Origin of the sequence: Paraburkholderia sp. SECH2 (assembly GCF_030464795.1) — a bacterium.
Lineage (GTDB): Bacteria > Pseudomonadota > Gammaproteobacteria > Burkholderiales > Burkholderiaceae > Paraburkholderia > Paraburkholderia aspalathi.
Window position 1 is genome coordinate 19336 of record NZ_JALPRH010000022.1, and the last position, 22283, is coordinate 41618.

A 22283-nucleotide genomic window follows, 5' to 3' on the forward strand; every position below is an offset into this window, starting at 1 on the left:
TGGGGGGGGCCTGCAATCACCATCGCGCGTCTACCCGGCGCCGTCCTCCATGTCTACCAAACGTGGCAAAAAACATCGTCTGTTGCATTTTTGAGACGTCCGTAACAGCGTCGAAACGATGCATCCGAGCGCTTCAAGCGGCCTGACTCAGCGCGCATGTTTTGCCATCCCCCGGCCGCCTTACATTTGCCGTGTACACACCGCCCGAGTTCGCGTTCCCGCATCGTGGCGGCCGTTTTCACACTGGTTATTGAAAGGCCTAAAGTCTTGAATTGCCTGCAACTATCGCTTACAATCGCCCGGATTTAATTGCACGGCAACCCCGTAAGCGCAGCGTAAGCTCGCGGGCTGGAACAAGACTTTCGGAACACTGCGATGGCGGTTAAAACGTCGAATCAAGCGCCGAAGAATGGGCGTGACGACCACCGCGCTGAACGCACCGTTTCCGTTGCGTCCACCGGTCAGCACGTTACAACTGACGATGCGTGGGATGTCGAGCAACAAGATAACAATATCGTTCCGCTCACGCGGGCTGAGGCTGAAAAGCTGTTTGGTCCGAATGTGAGTCGTCCATCGCGCGTCACGCCTTTCAAGGTCGTGGTGGCGCAAATGGTTTTGTCCCTGGGTGCTACGCTGGTGTGGTGGCTGTTCTACAAGCCGCCGGGCGCTGCTGCGCTGTCCGCGTTCCTGGGGGGAGCGATCTGCTGGGTGCCGGGCGCGTTGTTCGCGGCACGACTTAGAACGCTGAGCGGCGCCGAAACAGTGATGAGCTGGATGATCGGCGAAGCGCTCAAGATGGGGACAACGATCGCGATGTTTGTAGCCATCGCCTTCTGGTATCACGACGTACGCTGGGTGCCGCTGCTCGTGACTTACCTCATCGCGCTCAAGACATACTGGATCGCCCTCGCGTGGCGCTAAGGTAGGAGCAGAGAGTAGCAACACAAAATTCAGGCCGGCGCGCAGCGCTGGCGTAAGGAGTGCGGATATGACACGATCCGCACCCGGCGTGTTCCCGCAATAGAGAATTGCGGCGGGAACGGCCTAAGACGATTTTCGACAATTTGGGTGGCATTAACGATATGGCAGCTAGCGAAGGCACGCGCGCTCTGGATCCGTCCGAGTACATCGCGCACCACTTGCAGAACTTTTCCACCGCGCACCAGACGTCGATTTTCGACATTCACGTGTGGAATCTGGACACCCTTTTCTGGTCGATCGTTTGCGGTCTGGCCACGATCGCCATCCTGCATCTGGCGGCTCGTAAGGCAACGTCCGGTGTGCCGGGTCGTTTCCAGTGCGCGATCGAAATGCTGGTCGAGATGGTCGAAGATCAATCGAAGTCGATGATCCACGGCTCGCGTACCTTCATCGCACCGCTGGCACTGACCGTGTTCGTCTGGGTCGCGCTGATGAACTCGCTCGACTTCATCCCCGTCGACCTGCCGGGCCGCGTAATCGGCTGGCTGGGTTTGTCGGAAGCCATCCCCCACCATCGCATCGTGCCGACGGCCGACCTGAACGGTACGCTCGGTATCGCACTCGGCGTGTTCGCGCTGATGATTTACTACAACTTCAAGATCAAGGGCGCAGGCGGCTTCGTGCATGAACTGCTGTCGGCTCCGTTCGGCGCGCATCCGCTGCTGTGGATCCCGAACCTTGCATTGAACATCATCGAGTTCGTCGCAAAGACGGTTTCGCTCGGCATGCGGCTGTTCGGCAACATGTACGCGGGCGAGCTGTTGTTCCTGCTGATTGCTCTCCTCGGCAGCATGTGGGGTTTCGGCGCGGACGCGTCAGTGCTCGGCTTTATCGGCCACGTCATTGCAGGCACGGTCTGGGCGATCTTCCACATCCTGATCGTTCTGCTGCAAGCGTTCATTTTCATGATGCTGACGCTGGTGTACATCGGACAGGCACACGACAGCCACTAATCACGGCGTGTCGAACGACGAATTGTTTTAGTTTTGTTTTTATTAAATCCCAGTTCCAACCAGTTCTAAAAGACTTTTCACAAAGGAGTGATCATGCAAGCTTTCATCGCCAACATCCAGGGTCTGACCGCCATCGGTATCGGCATCATCATCGGCCTGGGTGCAATCGGCGCCTGTATCGGTATCGGCCTGATGGGTGGCAAGTACATCGAAGCATGTGCTCGTCAACCGGAACTGATGAACCCGCTGCAAACCAAGATGTTCCTGCTGGCTGGTCTGATCGATGCTGCGTTCCTGATTGGCGTTGGTGTGGCAATGCTGTTCGCGTTCGCGAACCCGCTGCTGTCGAAGCTGGCAGGCTGAGGTTCCTCGGAAGTTTGCGCCTGAGCTATAACTGGTAAAGGCGCAGGGCGGAACGGGCACTTGGGCGCTGATCGAATACAGAATCGATGAGCGCCTTGCCGTTTCACTTTCCGAACTAGCAACGTTTAAGGAAACACCGTGAATCTCAACGCAACCCTGTTTGCGCAAATGGTCGTGTTCCTGATCCTCGCGTGGTTCACGATGAAGTTCGTGTGGCCGCCGTTGATCAACGCCCTCGACGAGCGCTCAAAGAAGATTGCTGACGGTTTGTCTGCCGCTGAAAAGGGCAAGGCTGAACTCGAAGCCGCCCACAAGCGCGTCGACCAGGAACTGGCTCAGGCACGCAACGACGGTCAGCAACGTATTGCTGACGCAGAAAAGCGCGCAGTGACAGTCGCCGACGAAATCAAGGCTCAAGCACAAGCTGAAGCCGCTCGCATCATCGCGCAAGCGAAGGCCGACGCGGAACAGCAAGTCGTGAAAGCCCGCGAAACGCTGCGCGGCGAAGTTGCTGCACTGGCAGTGAAGGGCGCTGAACAGATCCTGAAGCGCGAAGTCGACCAGGCAGCTCACGCTGACCTGCTGAATCAACTGAAAGCCGAGCTCTGATCATGGCCGAACTTGCAACCATCGCCCGTCCGTACGCAGAAGCGCTGTTTGGCGTGGCCGAAGCTGGTGACATCGCCGCCTGGTCCACGCTCGTGCAGGAGCTGGCACAGGTTGCGCGTCTGCCCGAAGTGCTGTCGATCGCCTCGAGCCCGAAAGTGAGCCGCGCACAGGTCAGCGATCTGCTGCTGTCCGCGGTCAAGTCGCCGCTCAAGGACAATGCGCAAGCGAAGAATCTGGTGCAAATGCTGGTCGATAACCATCGCCTGCAATTGCTGCCGGAAATCGCCACGCAGTTCGAAGAGTTGAAGAACGCCCGCGAAGGGGCGGCAGATGTGCTGATCGTCAGCGCATTCCCGCTCGAAGGCGCGCAGTTGAACGAACTCGTCGCAGGTCTCGAACGCAAATTCAAGCGCAAGCTGAAGCCGACGGTCGAAGTCGACTCGTCGCTCATCGGCGGCGTGCGCGTGACGGTCGGTGACGAAGTGCTCGATACCTCGGTCCGCGCGCGGCTTGCCAGCATGCAGACGGCTCTGACGGCCTGAAGCGCTTCGTAAGCGCTGAAGCGGCTGGCACGCAACAGAATTGACTATCAGGAGCGAATAATGCAACTCAATCCCTCTGAGATCAGCGAGCTGATCAAGAGCAGGATCCAGGGCCTTGAAGCGAGCGCAGACGTTCGCAACCAGGGCACCGTGATCTCCGTGACCGACGGTATCGTGCGTATCCACGGCCTGTCGGAAGTGATGCAGGGCGAAATGCTCGAATTCCCGGGCAACACCTTCGGTCTCGCACTGAACCTCGAGCGCGACTCGGTCGGCGCCGTGATTCTGGGTGAGTACGAACACATTTCGGAAGGCGACGTCGTCAAGACGACGGGCCGCATTCTCGAAGTGCCGGTGGGTCCGGAGCTGCTCGGCCGCGTGGTCGATGCACTCGGCAACCCGATCGACGGCAAGGGCCCGATCAACGCGAAGAAAACCGACGCAATCGAAAAGATCGCTCCGGGCGTGATCTGGCGTAAGTCGGTTTCGGAACCGGTTCAAACCGGTCTGAAGTCGATCGACGCGATGGTGCCGGTTGGCCGTGGCCAGCGTGAGCTGATCATCGGCGACCGCCAGTGCGGCAAGACCGCAGTCGCAGTCGATGCGATCATCAACCAGAAGGGCAAGAACCTCTTCTGTATCTACGTCGCGATCGGCCAGAAAGCTTCGTCGATCATGAACGTGGTGCGCAAGCTGGAAGAAACCGGCGCGCTGGAATACACGATCGTCGTGGCGGCTTCGGCTTCGGAATCGGCTGCGATGCAGTACCTCGCACCGTACGCCGGCTGCACGATGGGCGAATACTTCCGCGACCGCGGTCAAGACGCCCTGATCGTTTATGACGATTTGACCAAGCAAGCTTGGGCATACCGCCAGATCTCGCTGCTGCTGCGCCGCCCGCCGGGCCGTGAAGCTTACCCGGGTGACGTGTTCTATCTGCACTCGCGTCTGCTGGAGCGTGCTGCTCGCGTCTCGGAAGAGTACGTCGAGAAGTTCACGAACGGCGAAGTGAAGGGCAAGAGTGGTTCGCTGACGGCGCTGCCGGTCATTGAAACGCAAGCAGGCGACGTGACCGCATTCGTTCCGACGAACGTGATCTCGATTACCGACGGCCAGATCTTCCTGGAAACCGACCTCTTCAACGCAGGTATCCGCCCGGCAATTAACGCCGGTGTGTCGGTCTCGCGCGTGGGTGGTGCGGCTCAAACCAAGGTCGTGAAGAAGCTGTCAGGCGGTATCCGTACCGACCTCGCGCAGTACCGTGAACTCGCAGCGTTTGCGCAGTTCGCATCTGACCTCGACGAAGCAACCCGCAAGCAACTGGAGCGCGGCCGCCGCGTGACGGAACTGCTGAAGCAGCCGCAGTATCAGCCGCTGCAAGTGTGGGAACTGGCTGTCGCGCTGTTCGCTGCGAACAACGGTTACCTCGACGATCTGGAAGTCGCGCAAGTGCTGCCGTTCGAAAAGGGCCTGCGCGATTACCTGAAGTCGAAGCACGCTGACCTGATCAAGCGCATCGAAGATACCAAGGAACTCTCGAAGGACGACGAAGCCCTGCTGCATACGGCTCTCAAAGACTTCAAGAAGTCCGGCGCTTATTGATCCGCGAATGATCCGCAAGGCATAAACGGACCTTGAAGCGGCGCGGGCCGCAGGCAACTGAACCCGCGCTGCTTCGATCAAGGAGCAAGCAATGGCTGGAATGAAGGAAATTCGCGGCAAGATCAAGAGCGTGCAAAACACGCGCAAGATCACGAAAGCGATGGAGATGGTGGCCGCATCGAAGATGCGCCGCGCTCAGGAGCGCATGCGCGCTGCTCGCCCGTATGCCGATAAGGTCCGAGATATCGCTGCGCACATGAGCCGTGCGAACCCGGAGTATCGTCACCCGTTCATGGTGTCGAACGAAGGCGCGAAAGCGGCCGGCATCATCCTCGTCACGACCGATAAAGGTCTGTGCGGCGGGATGAACACCAACGTGCTGCGTGCGTCGCTGCAGAAGTTCAAGGAATTGGAAGGCCAGGGCAAGACGATCGAAGCAACTGCGATCGGTACCAAGGGTCTGGGCTTCCTGAATCGTCTGCGCGCCAAGGTGGTGTCGAATGTCGTGCATCTGGGCGACACGCCGCACTTGGAAAAACTGATCGGCGCGGTGAAGGTGCAGCTCGACCTGTACTCGGAAGGCAAGGTTTCGGCGGTGTACCTCGCGTACACGCGCTTCGTCAATACGATGAAGCAGGAGCCGGTGATCGAGCAACTGCTGCCGCTGTCGGCAGACCAGTTCGAGCGCAAGGACGAAGACGGCACGACGCCGAGCACGCAGTGGGACTACATCTACGAGCCGGATGCACAGGCAGTGGTGGACGAACTGCTGGTGCGTTATGTCGAAGCGCTGGTCTATCAGGCCGTCGCGGAAAACATGGCATCGGAGCAGTCGGCACGGATGGTCGCAATGAAGGCCGCTTCGGACAATGCGAAGACGGTCATCAACGAACTGCAGCTCGTGTACAACAAGAGCCGTCAGGCCGCGATCACGAAAGAACTGTCGGAAATCGTCGGTGGCGCGGCGGCAGTCTGACCATAAAGGTCAGGTACGCCGCTTCGTGTGCGCCCTTCGCGGCGCACCCACCGAAACTGCGCCTTTGCGCGAGTGAAGAATTGAGTATCTAAAGGAAAAGCGATGAGTACTACTGCTTTGGTAGAAGGCAAGATCGTACAGTGCATCGGCGCGGTGATCGACGTGGAATTCCCGCGTGACCACATGCCGAAGATTTACGACGCGCTCATTCTCGACGGTTCGGAACTGACCCTCGAAGTCCAGCAACAGCTGGGCGACGGCGTCGTCCGCACCATCTGTCTGGGTGCCTCGGACGGTCTGCGCCGCGGTACGACGGTGAAGAACACCGGTAAGCCGATCAGCGTGCCGGTTGGCAAGCCGACCCTCGGCCGGATCATGGACGTGCTGGGTCGCCCGATCGACGAAGCCGGCCCGATCAACTCGGACGTGGTTCGCGGTATTCACCAGAAGGCTCCGGCGTTCGACGAACTGTCGCCGTCGACGGAACTGCTCGAAACCGGCATCAAGGTTATCGACCTGATCTGCCCGTTTGCCAAGGGCGGTAAGGTTGGCCTGTTCGGTGGCGCCGGTGTGGGCAAGACCGTGAACATGATGGAACTGATCAACAACATCGCTAAGGAACACGGTGGTTACTCCGTGTTCGCTGGTGTTGGTGAGCGTACCCGCGAAGGGAACGACTTCTATCACGAAATGAAGGACTCGAACGTTCTCGACAAGGTCGCGCTGGTGTACGGCCAGATGAACGAGCCGCCGGGCAACCGTCTGCGTGTCGCGCTGACCGGTCTGACGATGGCTGAGCACTTCCGTGACGAAGGCCTCGACGTGCTGTTCTTCGTCGACAACATCTACCGTTTCACGCTGGCGGGCACGGAAGTGTCGGCACTGCTCGGCCGTATGCCGTCGGCAGTGGGCTATCAGCCGACGCTGGCTGAAGAAATGGGTAAGCTGCAAGAGCGTATTACGTCGACCAAGACCGGCTCGATCACGTCGGTTCAGGCCGTGTACGTCCCTGCGGATGACTTGACCGACCCGTCGCCGGCTACGACTTTCGGCCACTTGGACGCAACCGTCGTGTTGTCGCGTGACATCGCTTCGCTGGGTATCTACCCGGCAGTGGACCCGCTCGATTCGACCTCGCGTCAGATCGACCCGAACGTGATCGGCGAAGAGCACTACGCAATCACGCGCGGCGTACAGCAAACGCTGCAGCGCTACAAGGAATTGCGCGACATTATCGCGATTCTGGGTATGGACGAACTGGCGCCGGAAGACAAGCTCGCCGTGGCGCGCGCTCGTAAGATCCAGCGTTTCCTGTCGCAGCCGTTCCACGTCGCTGAAGTGTTCACGGGTTCGCCGGGCAAGTACGTGCCGCTGAAGGAAACCATTCGTGGCTTCAAGATGATCGTTGAAGGCGAGTGCGACCATCTGCCGGAACAAGCGTTCTACATGGTCGGCACGATCGACGAAGCCTTCGAAAAGGCCAAGAAGATCCAGTAAAGGTCGGGTGTAACGAAGCGGGCGCCGCTCGCGCGTAACGATACCCAGCGGTATTGGAACGTAAAACCGGCGCCTCTTACTACACTCAATCCAGCCTTGCATGGGACCCGAGTAAGCGCCAAAGCGCTAATTTGGGTCGCCACAGGAGTCGATATGGCAACCATTAAAGTAGACGTCGTCAGCGCGGAAGAGCAGATCTTCTCGGGCCAGGCGAAGTTCGTCGCGCTGCCGGGCGAAGCAGGTGAGCTCGGCATTCTGCCGGGCCACACGCCGCTCATCACGCGGATTCGTCCGGGTGCAGTGCGCATCGAAGCTGAAAACGGCGAAGAAGAGTTTGTGTTCGTCGCCGGCGGTATCCTCGAAATCCAGCCTGGCGCTGTGACGGTTCTCGCCGACACGGCGATCCGCGGTAAGGATCTCGACGAAGCCAAGGCCGAAGATGCACGCAAGCGCGCAGAAGAAGCGCTGCAGAACACGGGTTCGAACCTCGAATACGCCACCGCGCAAGCGGAACTGGCGTACGCGACGGCTCAGCTCGCTGCGATCCAGCGTCTGCGCAAGCTGCGCGGTCAGAACTAAGCATCACGTATCAGAGAGAAAGCAGCCCTTGCGGCTGCTTTTTTTTGACCTTAACTTGACGTTTACGGAAAGGTAAGAGAAATTCGGGTTTTGTTCGTAACGCTCACGGCCCGCTGTCCGCAACTCGTGGCAGTGGCCGCGCTGCGTAAGCCGACAGGCGACGCGACGTGTGCTATTAGCACAGGCTCCAGCCATGGCAGAAAGTGCGCTGCGGGTAAGACTTGATGCCGTACGGACACGCGCCGGTGGCACAATCGATTTCAATTTCATTTCAATAGACTGGGCGAGCTTCTGCTCACGGAGACAACACCATGGCAACTCACATGTCAGGCGAAGGCGCACTCATCGAACCCAAAGACAATCTGTCGTATGTTCGCGGATCGACCGAGATTCCGTTGAGCGAAGCCCCGGTAGGCCAGTTTCTGCGCGACACTGCGGCGCGTTTCCCTGAGCGCCCAGCCGTGGTGTTTCGTGAGCAGGGAATCAGCTGGACATGGAAGGAGTTCGCCGAGGAAATCGACGTGCTGGCGGCCGGTCTTCTCGCACTCGGCATCGAGAAGGGCGACCGCGTCGGCATCTGGTCGCCGAACCGGGTGGAATGGCTGCTCACCCAGTTCGCGACGGCACGCATCGGCGCCGTGCTCGTCAATATCAACCCGGCTTACCGGCTCGCGGAACTCGAGTACGCCTTGAACAAGGTGGGCTGCAAGGCGATCATCGCCGCAGAGCGTTTCAAGACGTCGATGTACCTCGAGATGCTGCAGGAGCTCGCGCCGGAACTGGCGACCCAGGCGCCGGGCGAACTGCGCGCCGCGCGCTTGCCCGATCTGCGCTACGTGATCCGCATGTGCGACACGGAAACGCCCGGCATGCTGAGCTTCTCGGACGTGATCGAGCAGGGCCGCGCAACACTCGACATCGCCAGGCTCGACGCCATCGGTGCGACACTCTCCTCGCACGACCCGATCAACATTCAGTTCACCAGCGGCACGACAGGCAATCCGAAGGGCGCGACGCTTACCCACAGGAACGTCGTCAACAACGCGCGCTATATCGCGATGGCAATGCGTTTATCGGAGCAGGACGGCCTGTGCATTCCCGTCCCGCTCTATCACTGCTTCGGCATGGTGCTGGCGGTGCTGGCCTGCGTATCGGTCGGCGCGAATATGGTGTTCCCGGGTGAGGGCTTCGATCCAGCCGCCACGCTGGCGGCAGTCGCCGAAGAGCAGTGCACCGCATTGCACGGGGTGCCGACCATGTTCATCGCCGAACTCGATCATCCGAGCTTCGCCACTTATGACTTCTCGCGCCTGCGGACCGGAATCATGGCTGGTTCGCCGTGCCCGATCGAGACGATGAAGAAGGTCGTCTCGAAGATGCATCTGAACGAGATCACGATCGCATACGGCATGACCGAGACCAGCCCTGTGTCCTTCCAGAGTTCGACCACCGATCCGCTCGACAAACGCACCACGACGGTCGGCCGTATCCAGCCGCATCTGGAGGTGAAGATTGTCGACCCGCTCGGCGCGATCGTGCCGGTCGGTGAGACGGGCGAACTGTGCACCAAGGGCTATTCGGTGATGCAGGGTTATTGGGGGGACGAAGCGAAGACGCGGGAAAGCATCGTCGACGGCTGGATGCATACCGGCGACCTGGCGACGATCGATGCCGAAGGCTATTGCAACATCGTCGGCCGCCTGAAGGACATGCTGATTCGCGGCGGTGAAAACATCTACCCGCGCGAGATCGAAGAGTTTTTGTTCCGCCACCCGAAAATCCAGAGCGTGCAGGTCTTCGGCGTGCCGGATGCAAAGTACGGCGAGGAAGTGTGTGCGTGGATCGTATTGCGCTCAGGGGAGCAGGCCACAGCTGAGGAAATCCAGCAGTTCTGCCAGGGCCAGATCGCACACTACAAGGTGCCGAAGTACATCCGCTTCGTCGACGAATTGCCAATGACGGTGACCGGCAAGGTGCAGAAATTCGTCATGCGCGAACGGATGATCAGCGAATTGAAGATTCAGGCAGGCAAGACAGCCTGATGGCGAAGCGGGTTCGGCGCTGCGCGATTTTTCGCGCAGCGCCGGCCGGCATATTGGGGAAAACCGTTTGCCATCGAATGAACCCGTGGGCCGAGAATCGACCCGTCGGGAAGCTCGCAAACGTTTAACCAGACGAAAAAAAAGCGGGCCTGGAGCCCGCTAAAAACCACACGCTACGGGGTTAGCGCGAGGAGACCAAAGATGGAACCAACTGAGACGACGACCCTGCGTCGACTACGGCCCCAGCAGGGATGCCCCTTCACAGGGCTTCGGCAAACGCCGACCGGCAAGTGCATCGTATCCGCTCACACCACGCACCCAGCCACATCCGTGTTGAAACCGTTGAGGGCATTGTGGGCGAATTAACCTACGAGCGCGGTAACAAAGTGTTTCAGGTTGTAACGCCCGCCAGATAAGGCGTTGCGGGACTTATTTCCAATTCGAAACGTTTTAAACGTAATTTTTACCGATGACTGTTACGCAATTTCATACGCTTGATTGATGCTATTCGCGACGCATACTGCGGCGTAATCCGTTCAGTCGATTCCGCATGAAATAGTTGCATGCGCATCTTTTTCTGGACGGATCGGCTGTATTACAGGCGCTTTTCCAGCGTTACGAACTCCCTCGATTCCTGGATGAACACGTGCGCTGCGCTGCAACACCCCGCGCTCGGGTAACCGACATGTAAGCAGCCGGTTCGTTGGACCCTTGTTCAACCGCATTGTTTGAGTTTTGCGTAGTACCTTGGGGTCTGGTTACATGATTGTGCCGGCCATGCGGACCTATTAATCAATCGAACTACTTCGCTTTTCCGATTGAGCGGGACGCAGCCGGCCCGTGCAACTTACTTCAGCCACTTATCCGAGATCGCCTGATATTCGCCGGTCGCTCGCGCAAGGTGCAACCACTGATCCACGTATTGCTGGAACGCCGCATCGCCGCGCGGTAGCAGCCACGCCTTCTCGCCATACTGGAAAGGCTTGTCCGGATGCACCGAGCAAAGGCCCGGATTCAGCTTTTGTTGCAGCAAGGTCTCCGACGCATCGGTCACCATCACGTCGGCCTTGCCGGCGAGGATCTGCTTGAAGATCGTTACGTTGTCCGGATAGACAGTCAGGTTCGCATGCGGGAAATACTGCTTGGCGAAACGCTCGTTGGTGCCGCCCGGATTGACGATCACCCGAGTTGCCGGCTGGTCGATCTGCGCCACCGTTTGATACTTGTTGACGTCGTCACACCGGACGATCGGCGTCTTGCCGTCAATCATGTACGCCTGCGTGAAAAACGCGCGCTTCTGGCGCTCGAGCGTCGGCGAAACGCCGCCCACGCCGACGTCGCATTTCGCCACGAAGTCGTTCATCAGGTTCGACCAGGACGTCTTGACGAATTCTGTCTTCACGCCGAGCGATTTGGCGAGCGACTCGGTCATGTCGATATCGATACCTTCGAACTGGCCGTCTGCCTTGTAGAACGAGTACGGCTTGTAATCGCCGGTCGTACAGGCGCGCAGCGTGCCGCGCGCGAGGATTTCGTCAAGCCGCGAGGGCGCCGCGGCGGTGGCAGCGGTCTGCGCCCGAGCCACGCCTGCGTGCATCAAAACACCGGTCAAAACGCCGAGCAGTGCGAGTGCTGCCTTGTTCATCGAGTCTCCTTGGTTGCGCGTAATTGTTTGGTAAGGCCGTCGGATGATAGCCCGGCAATTCACGCTTGAACATTGGCCGTTCAGCTGAGTCATGGCGCCGCACCGGGCAGCAAAATAGCCGGCCGCAATCAAACTGCGCCACAGTTATTGCCTGCATCAAGCGCGATGCGGGCAGCCGGGTCCGGTAAAATGCTCCTTTGCCTTCAGTCGTACGCAACGTGGCCCATAAACTCCTGAACGACACTTTCCTGCGCGCGCTGCTGCGCCAGCCGACCGACTACACGCCGATCTGGCTGATGCGGCAGGCTGGCCGCTACCTGCCGGAATACAATGCCACGCGGGGTCGCGCAGGCAGTTTCCTCGGTCTGGCGAAGAACCCGGCGTACGCAACGGAAGTCACGCTGCAGCCGCTCGAGCGTTATCCGCTCGACGCCGCGATCCTGTTCTCCGATATCCTCACCGTGCCTGACGCCATGGGTCTGGGTCTCGAGTTCGTCGCCGGCGAGGGCCCGAAATTCGCTCGCCCGGTGCGCACGGAAGACGATGTGGCGCGCCTCGCCGTTCCCGATATCGACGCCACGCTGCGCTACGTGACCGACGCGGTGCGCGAAATCCGCACCGCGCTGACCGACGCGCAAGGCCGTCAGCGCGTGCCGCTGATCGGCTTTTCGGGCAGCCCGTGGACACTGGCGTGCTACATGGTGGAAGGCGGCGGTTCAGCGGACTTCCGCACCGTCAAATCGATGCTGTACGCGCGTCCGGACCTGATGCACCGCATTCTCGATGTCAACGCGAAGTCGGTTGCGGCGTACCTGAATGCGCAGATCGAAGCCGGCGCGCAAGCTGTGATGATCTTCGACACATGGGGCGGGGCGCTCGCTGACGGCATCTACCAACGCTTCTCGTTGCAGTACATCCAGCAGGTCGTGAGCCAACTGAAGCGCGATCACGACGGAGAAAAAGTGCCGGTGATCACCTTCACGAAGGGCGGCGGGTTGTGGCTCGACGAGATCGCCGATATCGGTGTGGATGCGGTGGGTCTCGATTGGACCGTGAACCTGAGCAAGGCGCGCGAGCGCGTAGGTAGCAAGGTGGCGCTGCAAGGCAATATCGATCCTTCGGTGCTGTTTGCGCCGCCGGCCGCAATCCGCATGGAAGCGCGCGCGGTGCTCGACAGCTTCGGTAATCATCCCGGCCACGTTTTCAATCTCGGCCACGGCATTTCGCAGTTCACGCCGCCGGAGAATGTTGCTGAACTCGTGGATGAAGTCCATCGTCATAGCCGGGCGATTCGCAGCGGCGCGCATGCACCAAGCTGACGCCGAAAACGTTGCCATTTTTGTTGCAATGCAGCGAACTGGGCTCTCGCCCTAAGGGAATATTTGTAGTCGGCAGGCCGTCAGATGGCGGTCCTGTGAAAGTCAAGACTTGACTTATGCACATTAATCACGCTGCGGCGCGGTAGAAGCTTTCGTCGTGCCCTAGCCCTTGCACATTGCAGGCGCATTTGATCTAAGCCTTGTCTGGCAAGGGTTTCAAGGGTTCACGGCAAAATGTGCGGAAACCCACAGAAGGCCGCTGCAGCGCGGTTCCCGGCCCATCTGAACGAAGTTCTCAACAAAGTTATCCACAGGCAAGCGGACCGATTGCAATTGTTCAGCCGAATCCAAAACTTAGCGCCGAAATTGAAGTTTTACTTTAACTTCGATGGGTTCGCCGTTTGCTCAATGTGCACCGTGACGCGGCGTCAGGCCGCATCCATTCACCCGATTCACACCGCCGCGTGAGCGAAGTATTCGTCCGCGTCGCGCTGGATCATCCGCTGCCGACTTTGTTCGACTACCGCTGCGACACGCCCGAAAGTGTCGCGCCGGGCATGATGGTGAGCGTGCCGTTCGGCAAGCGTCACGTGGTGGGGCTCGTTTGCGAAGTGACCACTCACAGTGACGTACCCGCCGACCGCCTGAGAGCGGTCACCCATGTCTGTACCGCCTGCCCGCCGGTGTCGACCGAATGGCTGCGGCTCGCAGCCTTCGCCGCCGACTACTATCAGCGCGGCCTCGGGGAAGTGGCCCTGCCCGCTTTGCCGCAAGCCCTGCGCGACGCGTCGCGCTGGTCGCGTCTGTTCGCGCCAGAGGAACGCTACAGCCTGACCGCCGAGGGTCGCGTCGCGTTGCCGGAAACATTGCCGGCGCGTGCAAGCGCATTGCGCAAGCTTGCCCAAGCCCTGGCAGAGGCCGAGTTTCTGAGTGCGGCCGACGCTCGCACGCTGCATCCCAAGGCCATCGCAACTCTGGACGCATGGCAAGCCGAAGGCTGGGTCGCGCTTGAGGTGATCGAAGCCGCCGAGGTGCTCGCCACCCCCGCATCGCTAGATACCCCCGCGCCCATCCTGCCCACGCTCACAGACGAGCAGGCGACTGCGGTCGAAGCGATCCGCGACGCGAACGGCTTCGCGCCCTTCCTGCTGCACGGTGTGACTGGCAGCGGCAAAACCGAGGTGTATCTGCGCGCGCTCGCCGAGATTCTGGCGGCGAAGCCCGACGCGCAGGCCCTCGTCCTTGTCCCTGAAATCAATCTGACGCCACAGTTCGAGTCGGCCTTCCGTGCGCGCTTTGCCGCGCTCGAAGGCACCTCGATCGTCACGTTGCACAGCGGCCTCGCGGAAGGCGAACGCGCTCGCAACTGGTTCGCCGCGCATACCGGGCGCGCTCGCATCGTGCTCGGCACGCGGCTGGCGGTGCTTGCCTCGCTGCCGAAACTCGCGATCATCGTCGTCGACGAGGAACACGATCCGGCCTACAAGCAACAAGAAGGCTTGCGCTATTCGGCACGCGATCTGGCGATCTACCGCGGCAAGCAACTCGGTTTGCCGGTTGTGCTCGGCTCGGCTACGCCGTCGCTGGAAAGCTGGTGGCAGGCGGATCAGGGGCGCTATAAGCGTCTCACGCTGTCGCGCCGTGCAGTTGCCGAGGCCGTCCTGCCGACCGTCAGGTTGATCGATCTCGAAGAAGAGCGGCGGCGCGGGCGGGCCTCGGTGGAGGGTTTGTCCGGGCCGTTGATCGCGGCGTTGAAGGTGCGGCTCGAGCGCGGCGAGCAAAGTCTCGTGTTCCTGAACCGGCGCGGCTACGCACCACAGCTCTCCTGCGACGCTTGCGGCTGGGTGGCCGGTTGTCCGCGTTGCAGCGCCTACGTCGTGTTGCACAAACCCGAGCGCGCGCTGCGTTGCCACCACTGCGGCTGGGAATCACGCATTCCACGCTCGTGCCCGGAGTGCGGCAATGTCGACATCGCGCCGATGGGGCGCGGCACGCAACGCGTCGAAGAAACGCTGGCGAGCGCGGTGCCCGGCGCTCGCGTGCTTCGCATCGACGCCGACAGCACACGCCGCAAAGGTAGCGCACAGGCGCTGTTTTCCGATGTCCACGCCGGCGAGGTCGACATCCTCGTCGGCACGCAGATGATTGCAAAGGGCCACGACTTCCAGCGCGTGTCGTTGGTCGGCGTGCTGAACGCCGACACTGCCTTGTTTTCACACGATTTCCGCGCGAGCGAACGCCTCTTCGCGCAATTGATGCAAGTGAGCGGCCGCGCGGGCCGCGCCGGTTTGCCGGGCGAAGTGCTGGTGCAGACGCGCTATCCGCGCCATGCGCTGTATCACGCGCTGGGGCGGCATGACTACGTCGGCTTTGCCAATTCGACGCTGGCCGAGCGGCGCGACGCTCATCTGCCGCCGTTCGCCTATCAGGCTTTGCTGCGCGCCGAAGGCCGCACGCTCGAAGCCGCGCTCGCTTTCCTGCAACAGGCGGCTGCCGCGCTGACGGAGATCCCGGCCGCCGCGCGCGTGACGGTCTATGACGCCGTGCCGCTCACCATCGTCAAGGTGATGCACGTGCATCGGGCGCAATTGCTGATCGAAAGCGCGTCGCGGGCGGCGTTGCAGGCCACTTTGCGCGCCTGGCAACCGATGCTGCGCGGCCTGAAAGGCGTGCTGCGCTGGAATCTCGAAGTCGATCCCCTCGACATCTGACGCCCGCTGCCGGCCGCTTTGCGACAGCTTCGCGGCATTACTCCTTTAAGTCATATTCATAGAGCGAATGGTCGTTTCGTTTTGCGCCACCGCTCGCCTATATTTCGCCGAATCGGCGCACCTTCAGGCAAAACTCAAAAATCCCGCGCCGACGCACCTCAACTTCCTCGGGGCATTTGCGATGAGCGATACCAACCAGACATTGCCGACTGGCGCCGCGCCCAGCAAACCGCGCAGTGACCATAGCGCACACGGCGGCGGGCTCTTTTCAACTGAAGACTGGTGGGCTGTCTGGATCGGCCTGCTGGTGATCGTCATTGCCTGGGCGCTGTTCGCCTCGGGCAGCAGCATCAAGTGGCTGGCGGTGGCGCCGGCCAAATGGGCGAGCGTGGGACAGGCCGCGCAGGACATCGGCAAGCATCTGCCGAACTATGTCGCGCTGTTCGTCGTATTCGCCGTGCTGTTCGGCGTGAGCCTTGCCGCGTTGAAGCAGCGGGTCGGCATTTTCCTGGGCTCGTTCCTGATCCTGTTCATCGCCTCGGCGCTGATTTTCACGCTGGGCGCGTGGATCAATGCGTCGAAGTACAACCTCGAGCCGCCATTGGTTGCGCTGGCGCTTGGCCTTCTGATTTCCAATGTGTTCACGTTGCCCGAGTGGTTTTCTGCGGGCTTGCGCGTGGAGTTCTATATCAAGGTCGGTATCGTGTTGCTCGGCGCGACGCTGCCGTTCACCTTGCTGGTGTGGGCGGGGCCGGTCGCGGTCGGGCAGGCGACCATCGTCTCGCTCGTGACGTTCTTCGTGATCTTCCTTGTCGCCAAGGCGCTCGGTCTCGACCGGCGCTTTGCGGCCGTGCTGGGCGTGGGCGGCGCGGTGTGCGGCGTGTCGGCGGCGATCGCGATTGCCGGTGCGGTGCGCGCCAAACGCGAACAGGCATCGGTGGCGATTACGCTGGTGGTCTTGTGGGCGATCGTGATGATTTTCGTGCTGCCCTTCGCGTCGCGCTCGCTGGGGCTCTCGACAGCGGTGGCGGGCGCATGGATCGGCACGTCGGAATTCGCCGACGCCGCGGGTATTGCCGCCGCGCAAGCCTACGGCGACTTCGCGAAGCACGCGGGTGGTGCGATTGCGGGCGCTCCCGAGGCATCGCTGCAGGCGTTCACGCTGATGAAGGTGGTCGGGCGCGATATCTGGATCGGTATCTGGGCGTTCGCGCTCGCCATCGTCGCGACGACGCGCTGGGAGTCGCAGGACAGCGGCGTCAAAGCCAAGGCCAACGCCGGTGAAATCTGGGCGCGTTTTCCGAAGTTCGTGATCGGCTTCGTGATCGCGTCGGCGCTGGTGACGTGGATCGCCAGCCACTACTCGCTGGCCGACTACCGCAAGGTCGTCACGCCCGAATTCGTCGCGCCGATCACGGCGCTACGCACATGGGCGTTCACGTTCTGTTTCCTGAGCATCGGCTTGACCACGCGTTTGCGCGCGCTTTCGGCCACCGGCCTGAAGCCGTTTCTGGCCTTCACGGCGGGCGTGGTCGTCAATATCGCCATCGGCTACGCGCTGTCCGCGCACGTGTTCGCACCGTACTGGAATAGCTTGGGGCAGGGCTCGTGATGAGCGAGGCGGTCCGCATCGCCGGCACGGCCCACGCGCGTTTCGATGCGTGCGCGCCGCGCTGTGCAAACTGCCGGTATCGCGCCGAGGATCGGCATTCACTGGAGCAGAGCATTCCGGGCCTCGCCGTGTTCAGTTCCGGGTTTGGCGCGAGCGTGGCGGACAGCCGGCTTTGCCGTCTGCACGACCAGCTCGTTTCACCTGACGACACCTGCGCTCAGTACGACCCCATTCCGCGCCAGTGACGCGCGCGTCGGCACCGCCGCCCGGTGTGAGCCGGGCGGCGCGCGTACTTGGTTTGCGGTGTCAGTCGAGGAACGGCGTCCTGATGTCCATCATTAGCCGCCGGGCTTAGCCCCTCAATCGTTCAAAGCTGCCCGCGCATCGCCAGCCGATGCACGCGATGCCGGACGCGCCTGCCTTCCTTCCGTCTCACGTTTGCCCGGGCCGCGCGTCGCGCCGCGGATGAACAGCACGCCGCACGTCGCGCACATCGCCCAGATGCCCAATATCACTAACCACTTTTCCATTTCGCCAGTCCTCTAAAACCCCGTACCGTTTTTATGCGCGTGCCTTGCGGCCGCGACCATCCATATTCTGTATAACGGCGCGCCGAGCAATCTGATAAGGGTAAAAGCGAAAAGAATCACGCCAGGGAAAGTACTGAGCGCAACCGCCGTTACCACGCGCAGCGCCATCCGGCGCAAACCCCCGCGGTACCGGGATTCCAGAAAGGTGCAACCATGCTCAACGCATGGTTGCACCTTTTTATTTGGAGGCGTACGATTCGCCCAACTTTTAGTCTTTCCCACCGAATTCGTTTGGTATCCGAAGAAGGAAACATGGCTAGCACCACCCTTGGCGTCAAGGTCGACGACCTCCTGCGTTCCCGGCTGAAAGATGCCGCCACCCGCCTCGAACGCACTCCGCACTGGCTGATCAAGCAGGCGATCTTTGCGTACCTCGAAAAGATCGAGCACGGCCAATTGCCGCCGGAATTGTCGGGCCACACGGGCTCGGCCGATCTGGCTGACGGCGCCGCGGTGGAGCACGAGGAAGACGGTGCGTCGCATCCGTTCCTCGAATTCGCGCAGAACGTGCAACCGCAATCGGTTCTGCGCGCGGCGATCACCGCCGCGTATCGCCGTCCCGAACCGGAGTGCGTGCCGTTCCTTCTTGGCCAGGCGCGTCTGCCGGCCAATCTCGCGGGCGACGTGCAGGCGATGGCCGGCAAGCTGGTCGAAACGCTGCGCGGCAAGAGCAAGGGTGGTGGCGTCGAAGGGCTGATCCACGAGTTTTCGCTGTCGAGCCAGGAGGGCGTGGCGCTGATGTGCCTCGCCGAAGCGCTGCTGCGTATCCCGGATCGCGCCACGCGTGACGCGCTGATCCGCGACAAGATCAGCAAGGGCGACTGGAAATCGCACGTCGGCCAGGCGCCGTCGCTGTTCGTCAACGCCGCAACGTGGGGCCTGATGATCACCGGTAAGCTGGTGGGGACCAACAGTGAGGCGAGCCTCTCGTCGGCGCTCACGCGTCTGATCGGGAAGGGCGGCGAGCCGCTGATCCGTAAGGGCGTCGATATGGCGATGCGCCTGATGGGCGAGCAGTTCGTCACCGGCGAGAACATCTCCGAAGCGCTCGCCAACAGCCGCAAGTACGAAGCACGCGGCTTCCGCTACTCGTACGACATGCTCGGCGAAGCGGCCACCACCGAAGCCGACGCACAACGCTATTACGCCTCGTACGAACAGGCGATCCACGCGATTGGCAAGGCAGCCGGCGGCCGCGGTATTTACGAAGGCCCGGGCATCTCGATCAAGCTCTCCGCGCTGCACGCACGCTACTCGCGTTCGCAGCAGGAACGCACGATGAGCGAGTTGCTGCCGCGCGTGCGCTCGCTGGCGATCCTCGCGCGCCGCTATGACATCGGCCTGAACATCGATGCTGAAGAAGCCGACCGCCTCGAAATCTCGCTCGATCTGCTCGAAGCGCTGTGCTTCGATCCGGAACTGGCCGGCTGGAACGGCATCGGTTTCGTGGTGCAGGCGTATCAGAAGCGCTGCCCGTTCGTGATCGAATACCTGATCGATCTGGCGCGCCGCAGCCGTCACCGCATCATGGTCCGCCTCGTGAAGGGCGCGTACTGGGACACCGAAATCAAGCGCGCACAAGTGGACGGTCTCGAGGGCTATCCGGTCTACACGCGCAAGATCTACACGGACGTTTCCTACCTCGCCTGCGCGAAGAAGCTGCTTAGCGCGCCGGACGCGGTCTATCCACAGTTCGCCACGCACAACGCGCACACGCTGTCGGCGATCTATCACCTCGCGGGCAATAACTACTACCCCGGCCAGTACGAGTTCCAATGCCTGCACGGCATGGGTGAACCGCTGTATGAGGAAGTCACCGGCCGCGACAAGCTGAACCGTCCGTGCCGCGTGTATGCGCCGGTCGGCACGCACGAAACGCTGCTCGCATACCTCGTGCGTCGCCTGCTGGAAAACGGCGCGAACACCTCGTTCGTGAACCGCATCGCCGATGAGACCGTCGCGATCAAGGACCTGATCGCCGACCCGGCCGACGAAGCCTCGAAGATCGTCCCGCTCGGCGCGCCGCACACGAAAATTCCGCTGCCGCGTAATCTGTTCGGCGCCGAGCGTCTCAATTCGATGGGGCTCGATCTGTCGAACGAACATCGTCTGGCCTCGTTGTCGTCGGCGTTGCTGGCGAGCGCGCATCATCCGTGGCGCGCGGCGCCTATGCTCGAAGACAACGAAATCGCCGTGGGTGTCGCGCGTGATGTGCGCAACCCGGCCGATCATCGTGACCTCGTCGGCACTGTTGTGGAAGCGACCTCGGAACATGTGAGCGCCGCCATGGCCCACGCAGTCGCCGCCGCACCGATCTGGCAAGCGACGCCGGTCGACGCCCGCGCCGATTGCCTCGCGCGTGCCGCCGACCTGCTCGAAGCGCAGATGCATACGCTGATGGGTCTCGTGGTGCGTGAAGCCGGCAAGTCGCTGGCGAACGCGGTCGCGGAAATCCGCGAAGCGATCGATTTCCTGCGCTATTACTCCACGCAGATCCGCAACGAGTTCTCCAACGACACGCATCGCCCGCTCGGTCCGGTGGTCTGTATCAGCCCGTGGAATTTCCCGCTGGCGATTTTCATGGGGCAGGTGGCTGCAGCTTTGGCGGCGGGTAACACCGTGCTCGCCAAGCCGGCCGAACAAACGCCGCTAATCGCCGCGCAAGCTGTGCGTATCCTGCGCGAAGCCGGCGTGCCGGCGGGCGCGGTGCAACTGCTGCCGGGCAATGGCGAAACGGTCGGCGCAGCGCTGGTGGCCGATCCGCGCACCCGTGCGGTGATGTTCACCGGTTCGACCGAAGTCGCGCGTCTGATCAACAAGACGCTGTCGAATCGCCTCGACCCGGAAGGTAAGCCGATTCCACTGATCGCCGAAACCGGCGGCCAGAACGCGATGATCGTCGATTCCTCGGCGCTTGCTGAGCAGGTGGTCGCGGACGTGCTGCAGTCTTCGTTCGATTCCGCCGGTCAACGGTGTTCCGCGTTGCGCGTTCTTTGTCTACAAGAAGATGTCGCGGACCGCACGCTCGAAATGCTGACGGGCGCGATGCGCGAACTGTCGGTGGGCAATCCGGACCGCCTGTCGATCGACGTCGGCCCGGTCATCGACCTCGACGCAAAGCGCGGTATCGATGCGCACGTCGCGGCGATGCGCGAGAAAGGCCGCAAGGTCGAGCAACTGCCGATGCCGGAAGGTGCGGGACAAGGCACGTTTGTTCCGCCGACGCTGATCGAACTCGACAGCATCGACGAATTGAAGCGTGAAGTGTTCGGCCCGGTGCTGCATGTGGTGCGTTACCGCCGCAGCCAGCTGGACAAGCTGCTCGAACAGATCCGCACAACCGGCTACGGCCTGACGCTTGGCATTCACACGCGGATCGACGAAACGATCGCTCACGTGATCAGCCGCGCGCATGTCGGCAACATCTACGTGAACCGCAATGTGATCGGCGCGGTGGTGGGTGTTCAGCCGTTCGGTGGCGAAGGTTTGTCGGGCACGGGTCCGAAAGCAGGTGGTGCGCTGTATCTGCAGCGTTTGCTGGCGACGCGTCCGGCCGGGTTGCCGAAGTCGCTGGCTGATGCACTGATCGTTGATGTGCCGCAAGGGGGCGCGAACGGGGATAATCCATCCGCGGCCTTGACGGCGCTGCGCGACTGGCTGATCAGCGAACAGCAACCGGTGCTGGCCGCACGCTGCGACGGTTATCTGTCGCATGTGCCGGCGGGCGCAACTGCGGTATTGTCTGGACCCACGGGCGAGCGCAACACCTACACGCTGGGCGCACGCGGTACGGTGCTGTGTATCGCGTCGACGGCAAGCGGTGCGCGCGTGCAGTTTGCCGCAGCACTGGCTACGGGAAATCGCGCCTTGTTCGAAGGTGCGGCTGGTGAACAATTGGTGTCGCAGCTGCCCGCCGCGTTGAAGTCTTACGCAAGCGTGAAGAAGAGCGCAGATACACCGTTCGACGCCGTGCTGTTCGAAGGCGATAGCGATGAACTGCTGGCGCTGGTGAAGGAAGTCGCGAAACGTGCGGGACCGATCGTTTCGGTGCAGGGCGTCGCGGCGGGCGCGCTGGAAAGCGGTGATGAAGACTATGCGCTCGAGCGTCTGTTGACGGAACGCTCGGTCAGCGTGAATACGGCAGCAGCAGGCGGCAATGCAAATTTGATGACGATCGGTTGAGCGAACCTCATCGATTACTTCAAAAAAACGGAAGCGGTACGGCGACCCCGAAAAACCGCTCCATCCACACCTGGTACCAA

The 22283-nt window shown here is 61.4% G+C and carries 17 protein-coding genes; 15 read left to right on the top strand and 2 right to left on the bottom strand.

Features of this window, described 5'->3' with window-relative positions:
- Positions 1-375: 375 nt before the first annotated feature.
- The 10 genes from M0D66_RS28455 to M0D66_RS28500 all read left to right on the top strand — a co-directional run bounded on the left by M0D66_RS28455 (position 376) and on the right by M0D66_RS28500 (position 10144).
- A complete protein-coding gene (locus M0D66_RS28455) occupies positions 376-921 on the top strand; it encodes an ATP synthase subunit I (protein WP_054038579.1) in 546 nt (181 codons plus the stop codon).
- Between the two features lie 161 nt (positions 922-1082).
- The gene (gene atpB / locus M0D66_RS28460) at positions 1083-1934 is read left to right on the top strand and encodes a F0F1 ATP synthase subunit A (protein WP_054038577.1); all 852 of its coding nucleotides are present in this window, start codon (positions 1083-1085) and stop codon (positions 1932-1934) included.
- A 93-nt stretch (positions 1935-2027) separates the two neighbouring features.
- Positions 2028-2297, top strand: coding sequence for a F0F1 ATP synthase subunit C (gene atpE / locus M0D66_RS28465; protein ID WP_007180033.1), 270 nt, complete (start codon positions 2028-2030; stop codon positions 2295-2297).
- A gap of 138 nt (positions 2298-2435) precedes the next feature.
- A complete protein-coding gene (locus tag M0D66_RS28470; RefSeq protein ID WP_054038575.1) occupies positions 2436-2906 on the top strand; it encodes a F0F1 ATP synthase subunit B in 471 nt (156 codons plus the stop codon).
- A gap of 2 nt (positions 2907-2908) precedes the next feature.
- Positions 2909-3448, top strand: a complete 540-nt coding sequence (locus M0D66_RS28475; protein ID WP_054038574.1) for a F0F1 ATP synthase subunit delta — start codon at positions 2909-2911, stop codon at positions 3446-3448.
- A 60-nt stretch (positions 3449-3508) separates the two neighbouring features.
- Positions 3509-5050, top strand: a complete 1542-nt coding sequence (gene atpA, locus M0D66_RS28480) for a F0F1 ATP synthase subunit alpha (protein ID WP_093634486.1) — start codon at positions 3509-3511, stop codon at positions 5048-5050.
- Between the two features lie 91 nt (positions 5051-5141).
- Positions 5142-6026, top strand: coding sequence for a F0F1 ATP synthase subunit gamma (atpG, locus tag M0D66_RS28485; protein WP_054038570.1), 885 nt, complete (start codon positions 5142-5144; stop codon positions 6024-6026).
- A 102-nt stretch (positions 6027-6128) separates the two neighbouring features.
- A complete protein-coding gene (gene atpD, locus M0D66_RS28490; RefSeq protein WP_054038568.1) occupies positions 6129-7523 on the top strand; it encodes a F0F1 ATP synthase subunit beta in 1395 nt (464 codons plus the stop codon).
- A 153-nt stretch (positions 7524-7676) separates the two neighbouring features.
- Positions 7677-8102, top strand: a complete 426-nt coding sequence (locus M0D66_RS28495) for a F0F1 ATP synthase subunit epsilon (protein ID WP_012434800.1) — start codon at positions 7677-7679, stop codon at positions 8100-8102.
- Positions 8103-8413: 311 nt separating this feature from the next.
- The gene (locus M0D66_RS28500) at positions 8414-10144 is read left to right on the top strand and encodes an AMP-binding protein (protein WP_266212300.1); all 1731 of its coding nucleotides are present in this window, start codon (positions 8414-8416) and stop codon (positions 10142-10144) included.
- A gap of 847 nt (positions 10145-10991) precedes the next feature.
- On the opposite strand, the gene M0D66_RS28505 is transcribed toward M0D66_RS28500, so the two are convergent.
- A complete protein-coding gene (locus tag M0D66_RS28505; RefSeq protein ID WP_266212301.1) occupies positions 10992-11789 on the bottom strand; it encodes a transporter substrate-binding domain-containing protein in 798 nt (265 codons plus the stop codon).
- Positions 11790-12007: 218 nt separating this feature from the next.
- On the opposite strand from M0D66_RS28505, the gene hemE reads away from it, so the two are divergent.
- From hemE to M0D66_RS28525, 4 genes are all read left to right on the top strand, one after another.
- Complete coding sequence (gene hemE, locus M0D66_RS28510) at positions 12008-13108, top strand: uroporphyrinogen decarboxylase (RefSeq protein WP_266212302.1); 1101 nt, start codon at positions 12008-12010, stop codon at positions 13106-13108.
- A gap of 464 nt (positions 13109-13572) precedes the next feature.
- The gene (locus M0D66_RS28515; RefSeq protein WP_266212303.1) at positions 13573-15819 is read left to right on the top strand and encodes a primosomal protein N'; all 2247 of its coding nucleotides are present in this window, start codon (positions 13573-13575) and stop codon (positions 15817-15819) included.
- 181 nt (positions 15820-16000) lie between these two features.
- Positions 16001-17431 carry a YeiH family protein gene (locus M0D66_RS28520; protein ID WP_093634670.1) on the top strand — a complete coding sequence of 477 codons (1431 nt, stop codon included), beginning with the start codon at positions 16001-16003 and terminating at the stop codon, positions 17429-17431.
- Positions 17431-17676 (top strand): hypothetical protein, encoded by a 246-nt coding sequence (locus M0D66_RS28525; protein WP_167378373.1) that lies wholly within the window; start codon positions 17431-17433, stop codon positions 17674-17676. The genes M0D66_RS28520 and M0D66_RS28525 overlap by 1 nt, the downstream gene beginning before the upstream one ends.
- A 114-nt stretch (positions 17677-17790) precedes the next feature.
- On the opposite strand, the gene M0D66_RS28530 is transcribed toward M0D66_RS28525, so the two are convergent.
- Positions 17791-17961, bottom strand: coding sequence for a hypothetical protein (locus tag M0D66_RS28530; RefSeq protein WP_167378372.1), 171 nt, complete (start codon positions 17959-17961; stop codon positions 17791-17793).
- A 312-nt stretch (positions 17962-18273) separates the two neighbouring features.
- Between M0D66_RS28530 and putA the strand changes: the two genes are divergently transcribed.
- Positions 18274-22203 carry a trifunctional transcriptional regulator/proline dehydrogenase/L-glutamate gamma-semialdehyde dehydrogenase gene (gene putA / locus M0D66_RS28535; protein WP_266212304.1) on the top strand — a complete coding sequence of 1310 codons (3930 nt, stop codon included), beginning with the start codon at positions 18274-18276 and terminating at the stop codon, positions 22201-22203.
- The last annotated feature ends 80 nt before the right edge of the window (positions 22204-22283 follow it).

What these genes read in the sequence shown, in the direction of transcription:
- M0D66_RS28455 (WP_054038579.1), top strand. Translation starts at nt 376, where the DNA reads ATGGCGGTTAAAACGTCGAATCAAGCGCCGAAGAATGGGCGTGACGAC.
- atpB (WP_054038577.1), top strand. Translation starts at nt 1,083, where the DNA reads ATGGCAGCTAGCGAAGGCACGCGCGCTCTGGATCCGTCCGAGTACATC.
- atpE (WP_007180033.1), top strand. Translation starts at nt 2,028, where the DNA reads ATGCAAGCTTTCATCGCCAACATCCAGGGTCTGACCGCCATCGGTATC.
- M0D66_RS28475 (WP_054038574.1), top strand. Translation starts at nt 2,909, where the DNA reads ATGGCCGAACTTGCAACCATCGCCCGTCCGTACGCAGAAGCGCTGTTT.
- atpA (WP_093634486.1), top strand. Translation starts at nt 3,509, where the DNA reads ATGCAACTCAATCCCTCTGAGATCAGCGAGCTGATCAAGAGCAGGATC.
- atpG (WP_054038570.1), top strand. Translation starts at nt 5,142, where the DNA reads ATGGCTGGAATGAAGGAAATTCGCGGCAAGATCAAGAGCGTGCAAAAC.
- atpD (WP_054038568.1), top strand. Translation starts at nt 6,129, where the DNA reads ATGAGTACTACTGCTTTGGTAGAAGGCAAGATCGTACAGTGCATCGGC.
- M0D66_RS28495 (WP_012434800.1), top strand. Translation starts at nt 7,677, where the DNA reads ATGGCAACCATTAAAGTAGACGTCGTCAGCGCGGAAGAGCAGATCTTC.
- M0D66_RS28500 (WP_266212300.1), top strand. Translation starts at nt 8,414, where the DNA reads ATGGCAACTCACATGTCAGGCGAAGGCGCACTCATCGAACCCAAAGAC.
- M0D66_RS28505 (WP_266212301.1), bottom strand. Translation starts at nt 11,789, where the DNA reads ATGAACAAGGCAGCACTCGCACTGCTCGGCGTTTTGACCGGTGTTTTG.
- M0D66_RS28520 (WP_093634670.1), top strand. Translation starts at nt 16,001, where the DNA reads ATGAGCGATACCAACCAGACATTGCCGACTGGCGCCGCGCCCAGCAAA.
- M0D66_RS28525 (WP_167378373.1), top strand. Translation starts at nt 17,431, where the DNA reads ATGAGCGAGGCGGTCCGCATCGCCGGCACGGCCCACGCGCGTTTCGAT.
- M0D66_RS28530 (WP_167378372.1), bottom strand. Translation starts at nt 17,961, where the DNA reads ATGGAAAAGTGGTTAGTGATATTGGGCATCTGGGCGATGTGCGCGACG.
- putA (WP_266212304.1), top strand. Translation starts at nt 18,274, where the DNA reads ATGGCTAGCACCACCCTTGGCGTCAAGGTCGACGACCTCCTGCGTTCC.